This window comes from Variovorax sp. CF079 (genome assembly GCF_900101545.1).
Classification (GTDB): domain Bacteria; phylum Pseudomonadota; class Gammaproteobacteria; order Burkholderiales; family Burkholderiaceae_C; genus Variovorax.
On sequence record NZ_FMZU01000008.1, the window covers coordinates 221794 to 232688 of the forward strand.

The following is a 10895-nucleotide window of genomic DNA, read 5'->3' on the forward strand; positions in this document are numbered from 1 at the left end:
ATGAACATCACCATCATCGGCACCGGCTACGTCGGTCTCGTCACCGGCGCCTGTTTGGCGGACATCGGCAACAACGTGTTCTGCCTCGACGTCGATCCGCGCAAGATCGCGACGCTCAACGAAGGCGGCATTCCGATCTACGAGCCGGGCCTCGGCGAGCTCGTCGAGTCGAACGTTGCGGCGAAGCGGCTCGCCTTCTCGACCGACATCGAGGCCTCGGTGGCGCATGGCGACATCCAGTTCATTGCCGTGGGCACGCCGCCCGACGAGGACGGCAGCGCCGACCTGCAGTACGTGCTGGCCGCGGCGCGCAACATCGGCAAGTACATGAACGGCTTCAAGGTCGTGGTCGACAAGTCGACGGTGCCGGTGGGCACGGCCGACAAGGTCACGGCCGTGATCCAGGAGGAGCTCGACAAGCGCGGCCGCTCCGACCTGCGCTTCTCGGTGGTGAGCAACCCCGAGTTCCTCAAGGAAGGCGCGGCGGTCGAGGACTTCATGCGGCCCGACCGCATCGTCATCGGCTACAGCGACGACGAGACCGGCCGCGAAGCGCTGGCCGAGATGCGCAAGCTCTACGCGCCCTTCAACCGCAACCACGAGCGCACGCGCGTGATGGACGTGAAGTCCGCCGAGTTCGCCAAGTACGCTGCCAACGCGATGCTCGCCACGCGCATCAGCTTCATGAACGAGCTGGCCAACCTGGCCGACCGCGTGGGCGCCGACATCGAGGCGGTGCGCCAGGGCATCGGCTCCGACCCGCGCATCGGCTACAGCTTTCTGTACGCGGGCACGGGTTACGGCGGCAGCTGCTTCCCCAAGGACATCCAGGCGCTGACGCGCATCGCGCGCGATAACGGCCAGGCGCTGCGCGTGCTCGAGTCGGTCGAGGCCGTCAACGACGAGCAGAAGCGCGTGCTGACCCGCAAGGTCCTGGAGCGCTTCGGCCCCGACCTCAGCGACCGGACCTTTGCGCTGTGGGGCCTGGCCTTCAAGCCCAACACCGACGACATGCGCGAGGCGCCGAGCCGCGTGGTGATCGACGCGCTGCTGCGCGCCGGCGCGCGCGTGGTGGCGCACGACCCGATCGCGGTCGACGAGACGCGGCGCGTGCTGAAGCTCGACTTCGCCGATGCGCCGGCGCTGCTCGAACGCATCAGCTTCTCGTCGGCCAAGGATCCGATGGAGGCCCTGGCCGGCACGGATGCGCTGATCATCGTCACCGAGTGGAAGGCTTATCGCAGTCCGAATCTCGAGCGGCTCAAGGCGCTGATGAAGTCGCCGGTGATCTTCGACGGCCGCAATCTCTACGAGCCCGGCACGATGAAGGAAGCAGGCGTCGTCTACCAGGGCATCGGGCGCAACAGCCTCTAGCGCCTTGTTCTACGCCATCCCGCTCGAGAGCCGGCCGACCTGGCGCAACCCGCCATGGATGACCGTGCTGCTGATCCTCGTGAACATGCTCGTGTTCTGGGGACCGCAGCGCGCCGAAGACAAGGCGGAGCAACGCGCCGCGCAGTTCTACGTACAAAGCGTGCTGCCCAAGCTGGAGCTGCCGCCCTTCGTCGCCTGGCTGCAGGAAACCCGCTCGGCGAACGCGCCGGCGGCGCGGCGGCTGCTGGCCCGCGGCGAATTCGAGCCCCTGCTCGAAGGCCTGCAGCAGGAAAAAGTCTTTCTGAAGAAGCTGCACGGCGACGCGGTGATCACGCCCGCCCATCCACAGTACGCCCAGTGGAAGCGCGACCGGCAGCAGTACGAGGCCCAGCTGCCCGCTCCCTTCACCACGCGCTGGTCGCAGGACCACAACAAGGATGCCGCGTTCGAGCCCTGGACCTGGATCACCTCGGCCTTCCTGCACGGCAGCACCGGCCACCTGCTGGGCAACATGCTCTTCCTGTTCCTGTTCGGCTTTTCGGTCGAACTCGCGCTGGGCCGCGGCCTCTACCTGAGCTTCTATCTGCTCGGTGCAGTCGGCGCGTCGGCGCTGGCGGCCTGGGCCTATGCGGGCAAGGGCAGCTATGGCCTCGGCGCATCGGGCGCGGTGTCGGCGCTGATGGGCATGTACGCGGTGATGTACCGGCTGCGGCGCATCCGCTTCTTCTACCAGCTCTTCTTCTACTTCAACTACGTCACCGCGCCGGCGCTGATCCTGCTACCCGCATGGATCGCCAACGAGCTGCTGCAGCACTTCGTCGGCGGCCAGGGCATCGCCTATATGGCGCACCTGGGCGGTCTGCTGACGGGTGCCCTGCTGATGGCCGCGGCGATGCGCTGGCGCCGGCTTCAACTGCCCGAGGCGCCGGCTTCGAAAACACCGGACGCCTTTGCACAGCACGTCGCGTCGGCACGCCGTCTCGCAGGCGAGATGAAATTCGAAGCGGCCTGTGCCGAATGGCGCGCGGCCGCGCAACTCCAGCCCGACGACGCCGACACCCTGCGCGCCTGGTTCAACACCGCGAAGCTCTGGCCCGCCGGCGACGACTTCCATCGCGCGGCGCACCGCATCTTCCGGCTCAAACCGCAGGACCCTGCCACGCTGGAACTGCAGCATGCGAGCTACAAGACCTACCTCGACCACGCCAAACCTGGCGCGCGCCTCAAGCCCGACGACATGGCGCGGCTCGCGCGGCGCTTCACGCGCGCTCAGCAGTTCACCGATGCCGAGCGGCTGTGCCAGGCGCTGCTGAAGACTGCGCCCGAGCATCCGGACCTGGCCGACACGCTTTCGCTCTGCGCCAACGGGCTGATGCAGGCCGGGCGGCGCGAGCAGGCGCTCGGCTGGCTGCCACACCTGCTGCGGCTGGCGCCCGAGGACATGGTGACGCGGATGCTGCAGAAGGGCTGACTTTTTCCCCCTCTCCCTCTGGGAGAGGGCGCAAGACCTCTCAACCCTGCGGCACCTCGCGCAGCAGCCAGCGCACCTCCTGCGTCTGCTCGCTCTCGGGATAGCGCGCTTCCAGCGTCGTCAGGATCGGCTGCGCCATGTCGCGCCGGTTGAGCCCCTGCACCAGCACGCGCGCGGCCAGCTCGTAGGCCTGCGGAATCGCGGTATGCCCGCGAAAGCGCTTGTCGAAGCCGGACAGCAGCGCCAGCGATGCCTTCGCCTCGCCGTTGCGCCACTCGGCGCGCGCCAGCGCCATCGTGCCCAGCGGGTCCTCGAGCACGAAGCCAGGATCCTTCTGGCGGCAGGCCTTGTAGACCTTGAGCGCCTCCGAGGCGAGATCGCGCGCCAGCAGCATTGCGATCAGCCGCCGCCCATGGTCCAGCAGCGTCGCCGTCTTGTCCGGCGCCAGCAGCAGGATGCGGTGGTAGCGGCGCTGCGCGACCAGGTCCTCCGGCTGCGTGCGCTGCTCTTCGTAGGCCAGCGCCAGCGCCCCGGCGATGTCGCCGTCGGTCACCATCTGCGCCACCAGCGAGTCGGTGATCTGCTGGGCGACCTGCGCCGGCGTGCGGGTGTCGAGCGCACGGTCGTCGGCGCCGGCACCGGGCAGCAGGTCGATGCCGAGCGCCGCATGGTTCTGGTACATCACGTAACCCAGCAGGCTGGCCATGACCCAGCTGAAATAGATCATCACGAAGTTGACGGCCGGCAGCGCGAACCAGCCGCTCATCACCGGCAGCAGCATGACGATCGCGATCTGCGCGCCGGAGTTCAGCAGGAACAGGAACACGCACAGCAGCGCGTAAGGCCAGCCGACCGCGCGCATCGTCTCCCACACATAACCCGGATTCAGCGCCTGCCAGAAGCTGCCCGACTGCACCAGCACCATCGTGGTCGCAGGCAGCGTGAACGAGAGCACGAACAGCGCGACGTAGCCCAGCACCTGGCTCCAGGCGCCGACGAAGCCGGCCACGACACCCTGCAGCACCAGCAGCGCGAACAGCTTCCAGGGCAGGTTCGTCCACTCGTCCTCGAGATTGCGCGGGAAATCGCTGGCGCGCACGATGCCGCGCGCGCCGAGCGCCATCACCTTGAAGCCGTAGCGGCTGGCCGCCAGCACGATGCCGAGCTCCACCAGCAGCAGGACCAGCGCCTGCGGCAGGAAGAACACCACGTGAAACAGCAGGCTGCTGAGCGCCAGCAGCGCCGCATAGCCGAGTGGCTGGAGCTGGAAGGGAAAGGCGAAAAAAGTGTTCAGGCGGTGCCAGAACGGGCGAGGCGCAGGGCTTGTTTGCTCTTGCATGGGCGCTCCAACAAGGGAGCGCCCAGTATATGTTTCACGTTGTCGCGGCCGGCCTACATCGCGCGATAGAAGATGTAGTCGGCCTGGTACTTCACCACCTGCTTCTGGCCCAACGACGAAGCGCCGCAGGCCATGGCCGGCGCCACGCCGCCCTGCGTGGCGACACGTTGGATGTAGCTCACGCCCTGCATCGCGCCGCTGCCCATCGCCGGGTTGGCCTTCACGAGCTGGAAGGGGATGTTGCCGGTGCCGTTGGGCGCGACGGCGACTTGCGTGCCGGTGAGCTTGGAGCCGTCCATGCTCTCCCAGGTGGCGGGCGGGCCGTAGTACTTGCCGACCTGCTTGCCACCGCGATCCATCAGCTTGGCATCGGGGCCGACGAAGACCCATTCGTGCTGGCCGGGCGCGTTGGCCTTGACGCGGCATTCGTAGCTGATGTCGCCGGCGCCGACCGTTTCCATGGCGACCTTGTGCCCGGTCGGCACCTTGACGCTGTCGGGCAGGCTGGTTTGCGAATACATCATGGGCTTGTTCATGCCCATGCCGGAACAGGCGGCGAGGCTGGCGGCGGCCGCGAGGGCGCAGAGGCTGCGGATGGTCATGGTCGATTCCTTGGGTCTGAGGGTGATGAAGGAGGGGAAGCTCATTCGCTCATACGCGGCATCGGCGCTGCTGGATTCAGCCCGCACTGAATCCGTCGGGTTGCGCCCGCCGTATCGTCCCTATGAGAACCGATGCTCCACAATCCGCGCATGAGTGCACCCAGCCCCGACGCCGAACTGATGGCACTGATCGACCGCATCGGCCGGCGCGACGAAGCGGCGCTGCGCCTGCTCTACGACCGCACCGCGCCCAAGCTCTTCGGCCTGGCGATGCGCGTGGTGCGGCAGCGCGAGTGGGCCGAGGACGTGCTGCAGGAATCCTTCCTGACCATCTGGCGCGTGGCCGGCGACTACCGCGCCTCGCTGAGCCCGCCGCTGGCCTGGCTGGGCCTGATCGTGCGCAGCCGCTCGCTCGACCTGCTGCGCCGCCGCACCGCCGACCGTGCCCAGCTGACCCAGGAATTCGACGAGCTGATGGCCGACACCCTCGAGTCCGATGCGCCGAACCCGATGGACGCCGCGGACGCCAGCGAGCAGGCCTGGGCGCTGCACCAGTGCCTGAGCCAACTCGAAGGCCGGCAGCGCGAGGTGTTGAGCCTGGCCTATCTGCGCGACCTCAGCCACGGCGAACTGGCCGAGCAATTGAAGCTGCCGTTGGGCACCGTCAAGACCTGGATCCGGCGCGGCCTGGAGAAACTTCGCACCTGCATGCACCGGTTCGCATGAAGAAGACAGCCGCAGCACCATGAACCTGCCCGCCAACCCTCAACTGCTCGACCTGCTGGCCGCGAGCCATGCGCTCGGCACCCTGCGCGGCGGCGCCCGCCGGCGCTTCGAAGCCATCGCGCGCGAACAGGCGCCGGTGCGCGCCGCCGCGCTGGTCTGGCAAGGCCGGCTCGCCAGCATGGCCGAGCTGCAAAAGCCGGTGGTGCCCGATGCCGCCGTCTGGACCCGCATCCGCAACCTGATCGACGCCGAGCAAGAGCAGCAGGCCATCGCACGCCAGCGCGCCGTGCCGGCCACGCCCGAAGCGGCGCCGCCCAAGGCCGGCTGGCTGCGCAGCCTGGCGCTCTGGCGCGGCGCGGCGGCGGCCGGCGCACTCGCCACCGTGATGGCCGTCCTGGTCGGCGTGAACCTCAGCGAACAGCTGCGCAACGCGCCGGCCGTGCAGTACGTCGCAGTGCTGTCGGACGACCAGGCGGCGCCCTCCATGCTGGTGACCTTCGACCCCAAGAACCGCCAGCTGGTCTTGCAACGCGTCGGCGCTTATCGCGAAGGCGAGGACAAGTCGTTGCAACTGTGGGCCCTGCCCCCCGGCGGCGCGCCGCGCTCGCTCGGCGTGCTCGGCCGCGATGCGGCGCTCAAGCTGACGGCGCGGGAAGCCGACGTGCGCTCCGTGCCGGCGCTGGCCATCAGCCTCGAACCCAAGGGCGGCGTGCCCAGCGAGCGCGGGCCAACCGGACCTGTGCTGTTCAAGGGGCCGCTGATCGAGAAGACGCTTTGACGATGAACCTTGTTGTTGTTGCCGCCACCCGCCTCGCCCTCCTCCTTCCGCTTGCACTGCTGTTGCTGCTGACGGCGCTCCCATCGCAGGCGCAGCCCGCCGCCACGGATACGGCACCCTCGCCGGCCTACCTCGCCGCCCAAAGCCGCTGGCAGAGCGAGCTCGCCGCTTTCGCGCGTGCCGACAAGCAGAACCCGCCCGCCGAAGGCGGCGTGCTCTTCGTCGGCAGCTCCACCATCCGCTTCTGGACCCGGCTCGCGCAAGACTTCCCGCAACTACCGGTGGTCATCAACCGCGGCTTCGGCGGTTCGACCATGGCCGACTGCAGCTACTTCGCCCGCGAACTCGTGGTGCGCCACAAGCCCCGCCACGTGCTGGTCTACGCCGGCGACAACGACCTGGCCGAAGGCCACACGCCGCTGCAGGTGCTGGAGAGCTTTGCCCGCTTTGCCAACGCCGTGCGCGCCGAACTGCCGGACACGCGCATCAGCTACATCTCGATCAAGCCCAGCCCTTCGCGCGAGAAGCTGCTGCCGCAGATGCGCGAGACCAACGACATCATCGGGGCGTACCTGAATCGGCTGCCGAACAGCGAGTACATCGATATCTATACGCCGATGCTCGGTGCTGACGGAAGGCCGCGCGCGGAGTTGTTCCGCGGGGACATGCTGCATCTCAATGACGAGGGGTACAGGTTGTGGCGGTCGGTGATTGCGGGGCACCTGCCCGCGGCGGCCTCTGCTGTTGTGCCCTAGTCCGATTGCTCCAGCAGGAAAGTGGCGCTCACCCTGGTGCGAGACAGTCCTCGATCACTTCCGCAGGCAGCACAGGAACCGGCGCATCCGGCGCCGTGGCATCCGTCACGGCCAGACCGCATGCAGCATTGCCGCTCCAGATGAATTCCAGGGTGACGGTGTTGCCGGCAGCAATGGTGCCGCCGCTGGTGATGGTGGTGTTGACGTCGGCGCGGATGGCGCCCGAGGTGTTGGTCAGCGTGCCGGTGCTGATGGCGATGTTCTGGCCCTCGATGCCCTGCTCGGTGCCCTGCGTATTGCCGCTGACGACTTCGTTGAGGATGATGTGCGCGGGCCCGGTCGCCAGGTAGGGATTCCCTTGGACGAAGCCGCCCAATTGCGTCTGCACATCGGTGCGGCTGTTGTTGAGGATCGCGCCGCCGCGCTGGACGTCGAACTGGTTGAAGAGATTGCGCGAGACGCCGGCCGCGCAGGGGGTCTGGATGTTAATCAGGGGTACGCCGTTGGGCGCGACCAGCACCGTGGGCCGCAGGTGGCCTGGTACGTTGGGTGCTCCAACGATCTGGGCCGATGAAGGCGCCGCCGCGAGCAGCGCCACCACGATCTGCGCCCCACCCGCCCTGCGTGCAGTCTCCTGCACGACCACCCTCAGCCCGCGCGCGGCATTGAAGACCACGCGATGGAATCGCTTGTTCATTGTTGTTCCGTCCCTGAAAGAGCGCAGCCGGAACAGGCGCGATTCTGGGTTGGGACTGCCCGAGGGAATCTGATCAATTGTCGCGGCGCCACCTTAGCGCCGAAGTGCCGAGCCGCGATGGCCTCAGCTCACTGCCCGCCTGTGATACGCGCACTCACCTCCGCGTACTTGGCCTGCCCCGCCACCAGCACCACGGTAGCGCTCTGCTGGCTGGTCATGCGCAGGCCGCGCCCGCCCAGGTTGATTTCTTCTATGACATCCGCCTCCAGGCTTGCGCTCTTGCCGTCGGCTGCGATGGCGATGGAGCGCAGGTTCACGCTGGTGCTCACCTCCACGTTGGCAGGCATGGCCGCGTAGCCTAGCTTCAGGTGCTCGCACCACTGCGGCTTATCGAAGCGCTTGATGTCCGAACCCGTGAAGCGCACCTCCACGAGGCGGATCTTTGCGTCGTCGGTGAGCTGGCTGCACAAGGCAGTGGCATCACGCTGCGCGGCCGCGCGTGCACCCGCACTGGTGAGGCTTTGGATCATGGGCTCGTCGAGCTTGCTGGGCACGCGCGGCGAACAGGCCACGAGCGCGAGCATGGCCAACAGGTAGCCGCCGGCCCGCAGCGGTCTTGCGTTCAGTTCGATGGTCATATTTCTCCTCCCCGCGATGTTGTCGCGAACCGGCGCACGGCTCGGCCCGTCCCACGCGCGTGCCGAAATTTCCATCGACTTGCGTGAACTAATGCTCAGTCCGGCCAGACGGTGGGAGCGTTGTCGTTCTTGTCCCGGGCCCGGGCCCGGCGCCCCAGCCAGAGCGCGGTGCGTCCAACTGCGTAGAGCCAGCCGAACACCGCCACCAGCAGCAGCACATCGCCCCACCAAGGCCGCGCCGTCTGACTGTCGCCATAGAAGGCCAGCACCAGCAGCACCGCCACCAGGTGCGCGCAGAACACCGGCAGCGATGCCGAGCCCATGGCTTCGAGCCGGCGCATTCGCGGGATGCGCCGCATGAAGGCCGGCCCGAAGCGCACTGCGAGGATGCCGAGCACCACGAGGTTGACGATGCGCAGCGGCCCGAGCTGCCACTTGTCGAACAGCAGGTTCATCTGCTCGTCGCCGCCGAAGGGCGCCTGGCCATTGATACCGTGGTGCCGCCACCAGAAGCCGTACAACGCTGCCGCCGCGGCCAGCGCCACCAGCCAATTCGGGAACCGGAACGGCTTCGCATCGGGCGCGTTGCGGCTCGCCCCCATCCACAGCCCCGCGAACCACAGGAACTGCCAGGCGAAGGCATTGAAGGCGCCCATCTCGTGGAAGGGCACGGGCAGGCCGAGATAGCGCACCGCCAGCTCATAGAGCCGCTCGCTCAGCCCGAACTGCGCCAGCGCCCACAGCGTCGCGCTGGCGACCACCACGCCGGTCCAGCCGTGGCGCAGCGCGAAGGCCAGCACCCACGGGCTCATCAGCATGAAGAAGATGTACATCGGCAGGATGTCGAGCAAGGCCGGCTCGTACACCAGCAGCAGCGAGAAGACGAAGGCTTCGGACGGATCCGCGAGGTAGTAGGAGAGCAGGTTCTTCACAGCCGGCTGGTCGATGCGCGTGCCGACCGTGCCGATGATGGTGAAGAGGAACAACAGCGTCGCCGCCTGCGCCATGTAGACCTTGAGCGCGCGCCGCCAGAAGGCGCGGCGCATCGAATCGACGCCCTGCCGCTGCCCGATGCGCGTGTAGACCAGCCCGGCGACGAAGGCCGACAGCAGGACGAAGCCCTCGGCCGCCGAGACGAAGCCGAAGGGCTGCCCCAGCGGATCGGTGAAGCGCGTCGGCAGGTGGGTGACCGTCATCAGCACGAGCATCAAGCCGCGCAGCGCATCGATTTCCCAGTAGCGATTCATCGGAGGGGTGCCGGGCGTCATTGCTCGGCGGTCAGGCAGGTGGATTCGCTACGGCGCCAGCTTGCGGATCGCGTCGATCACGACCTGGCTGTAGTTCTGCCAGGTGTAGCTGGCCGCATGCTGCATCGCCGCCTCTTTCATCGCGGGAAGCTCTTGCCGGTTCTGGTTGAACCAGGCGAGCTTCTCGGCGATCTTCTCGGGCGAGCGGATGGGCACCAGGAAGCCGGTCTTGCCCTCGATCACGAGATCCTCGCCGCCGGTGTTGGGCGTGATGACGACCGGCAGGCCCTGGCTCATCGCCTCCTGCATCACCAGCGCGCGCCCTTCGTAGAGCGAGGGCAGGCAGAAGACGTCGCAGCTGCGCATCAGCTTCAGCACCTCGGCATGCGGGCGGCCCTTCTCGTGCGTGAAGCCCGGGTACTGGCTGCGGTAGAAGGCCAGGTCGTTGAGCAGGGAGCCCATGACGACGAGCTCGATGTTCTCGCCCTTGAGCAGCTGCATGGCCTGGAACAGGTCGGCCAGGCCCTTGCGCTGGCCCATGGAGCCCACGAAGAGCACGCGCAGCGGCCGCGACGGATCGGGCGCCTCGCGCGAGGGCGTGCCGGTCGTTGCCGGCGAGCCGAAGGGCGACAGCACCTTGGCCTTCTGCGCGGCCCAGGAGGGCAGCGAGTCGGCCACGAAGCGGCTGGGCACCACCACCAGGTCGGCCAACGCCAGCTCCTGCGCCTTGCGCTCCAGCTTGGCCGGCGAGTCGGACATGCCGCCGCCCATGGCGCCGGCCCAGGCCGGCAGGCGCTGCAGTTCATCCTCCATCAGCCGGCGACCTACTTCCCAGAAGGAAATGGGCAGGTCGTAGACGCATTTCAGGTCCAGCGCTTTCGCGGCCTTGAAAGTGTCGAGGGCGGAGTCCTCGTAGGTGTAGACGGCGCCCAGGCCGTACTGCCGGTGCACCCCCGGCAAGACCCCGGCGGTGAAGCGATCGAAATCCTGCAGCACGCCGTCGATCGAGGCAAAGCCATTTTCGTGGCGCAGCGGATAGCTCCAGCCGACCTTGTTGCACACGGCCCGCGCTACCTCGCGCCAGGGGTGCTGGAGGATTTTCTCGCGCGGCACCTTGAAGCGCCGCCGCAGCAGGTCGCGGCTCAGCCCCTCGGGCACCAGCTTCAGTGCAAAGCTGTCCGGCGATACGGCGAGCGTGGTCGAGAAGCGGGCCAGCATGCCGGCTGTTTCCAAGCCATCGAGCATTGCGCGCACATTCTGGTTGCCTG

At 67.7% G+C, this 10895-nt stretch carries 11 protein-coding genes; 5 read left to right on the forward strand and 6 right to left on the reverse strand.

Translation table 11 applies throughout. From position 1 onward, the window contains the following. A complete protein-coding gene (locus tag BLS74_RS13060; RefSeq protein WP_093106700.1) occupies nt 1-1374 on the forward strand; it encodes a UDP-glucose dehydrogenase family protein in 1374 nt (457 codons plus the stop codon). Nucleotides 1375-1378: 4 nt separating this feature from the next. Beyond that, the gene (locus BLS74_RS13065) at nt 1379-2845 is read left to right on the forward strand and encodes a rhomboid family protein (protein WP_093106703.1); all 1467 of its coding nucleotides are present in this window, start codon (nt 1379-1381) and stop codon (nt 2843-2845) included. Nucleotides 2846-2885: 40 nt separating this feature from the next. On the opposite strand, the gene BLS74_RS13070 is transcribed toward BLS74_RS13065, so the two are convergent. Then, nucleotides 2886-4184 (reverse strand): DUF4013 domain-containing protein, encoded by a 1299-nt coding sequence (locus tag BLS74_RS13070; RefSeq protein ID WP_093106706.1) that lies wholly within the window; start codon nt 4182-4184, stop codon nt 2886-2888. 53 nt (nt 4185-4237) lie between these two features. Further along, nucleotides 4238-4786 (reverse strand): DUF3455 domain-containing protein, encoded by a 549-nt coding sequence (locus BLS74_RS13075; RefSeq protein WP_093106709.1) that lies wholly within the window; start codon nt 4784-4786, stop codon nt 4238-4240. A 150-nt stretch (nt 4787-4936) separates the two neighbouring features. On the opposite strand from BLS74_RS13075, the gene BLS74_RS13080 reads away from it, so the two are divergent. The 3 genes from BLS74_RS13080 to BLS74_RS13090 are packed head-to-tail and all read left to right on the forward strand — an operon-like array spanning nt 4937 to nt 7045. Next, nucleotides 4937-5512 (forward strand): RNA polymerase sigma factor, encoded by a 576-nt coding sequence (locus BLS74_RS13080; RefSeq protein ID WP_244503859.1) that lies wholly within the window; start codon nt 4937-4939, stop codon nt 5510-5512. Nucleotides 5513-5531: 19 nt separating this feature from the next. Beyond that, nucleotides 5532-6290, forward strand: a complete 759-nt coding sequence (locus BLS74_RS13085) for an anti-sigma factor (protein WP_093106716.1) — start codon at nt 5532-5534, stop codon at nt 6288-6290. A 2-nt stretch (nt 6291-6292) separates the two neighbouring features. Then, the gene (locus tag BLS74_RS13090) at nt 6293-7045 is read left to right on the forward strand and encodes an SGNH/GDSL hydrolase family protein (protein ID WP_093106720.1); all 753 of its coding nucleotides are present in this window, start codon (nt 6293-6295) and stop codon (nt 7043-7045) included. A gap of 28 nt (nt 7046-7073) precedes the next feature. Here the strand turns inward: BLS74_RS13090 and BLS74_RS13095 are convergent, their stop codons facing one another. The 4 genes from BLS74_RS13095 to BLS74_RS13110 all read right to left on the reverse strand — a co-directional run bounded on the left by BLS74_RS13095 (nt 7074) and on the right by BLS74_RS13110 (nt 10872). Further along, nucleotides 7074-7742, reverse strand: a complete 669-nt coding sequence (locus BLS74_RS13095; RefSeq protein ID WP_093106723.1) for a two-partner secretion domain-containing protein — start codon at nt 7740-7742, stop codon at nt 7074-7076. 128 nt (nt 7743-7870) lie between these two features. Beyond that, nucleotides 7871-8380 (reverse strand): nuclear transport factor 2 family protein, encoded by a 510-nt coding sequence (locus BLS74_RS13100; protein WP_093106725.1) that lies wholly within the window; start codon nt 8378-8380, stop codon nt 7871-7873. A gap of 95 nt (nt 8381-8475) precedes the next feature. Then, complete coding sequence (opgC, locus tag BLS74_RS13105; protein WP_139191679.1) at nt 8476-9627, reverse strand: OpgC domain-containing protein; 1152 nt, start codon at nt 9625-9627, stop codon at nt 8476-8478. Nucleotides 9628-9675: 48 nt separating this feature from the next. After that, complete coding sequence (locus tag BLS74_RS13110) at nt 9676-10872, reverse strand: glycosyltransferase family 4 protein (RefSeq protein WP_212733657.1); 1197 nt, start codon at nt 10870-10872, stop codon at nt 9676-9678. Between the last annotated feature and the right edge of the window lie 23 nt (nt 10873-10895).

Excerpts from the sequence above, each read along its gene's own strand:
- BLS74_RS13090 (WP_093106720.1), top strand. The coding sequence starts at position 6,293 with ATGAACCTTGTTGTTGTTGCCGCCACCCGCCTCGCCCTCCTCCTTCCG.
- opgC (WP_139191679.1), bottom strand. The coding sequence starts at position 9,627 with ATGAATCGCTACTGGGAAATCGATGCGCTGCGCGGCTTGATGCTCGTG.
- BLS74_RS13110 (WP_212733657.1), bottom strand. The coding sequence starts at position 10,872 with ATGCTCGATGGCTTGGAAACAGCCGGCATGCTGGCCCGCTTCTCGACC.
- BLS74_RS13060 (WP_093106700.1), top strand. The coding sequence starts at position 1 with ATGAACATCACCATCATCGGCACCGGCTACGTCGGTCTCGTCACCGGC.
- BLS74_RS13080 (WP_244503859.1), top strand. The coding sequence starts at position 4,937 with ATGAGTGCACCCAGCCCCGACGCCGAACTGATGGCACTGATCGACCGC.
- BLS74_RS13095 (WP_093106723.1), bottom strand. The coding sequence starts at position 7,742 with ATGAACAAGCGATTCCATCGCGTGGTCTTCAATGCCGCGCGCGGGCTG.
- BLS74_RS13070 (WP_093106706.1), bottom strand. The coding sequence starts at position 4,184 with ATGCAAGAGCAAACAAGCCCTGCGCCTCGCCCGTTCTGGCACCGCCTG.
- BLS74_RS13085 (WP_093106716.1), top strand. The coding sequence starts at position 5,532 with ATGAACCTGCCCGCCAACCCTCAACTGCTCGACCTGCTGGCCGCGAGC.
- BLS74_RS13075 (WP_093106709.1), bottom strand. The coding sequence starts at position 4,786 with ATGACCATCCGCAGCCTCTGCGCCCTCGCGGCCGCCGCCAGCCTCGCC.
- BLS74_RS13100 (WP_093106725.1), bottom strand. The coding sequence starts at position 8,380 with ATGACCATCGAACTGAACGCAAGACCGCTGCGGGCCGGCGGCTACCTG.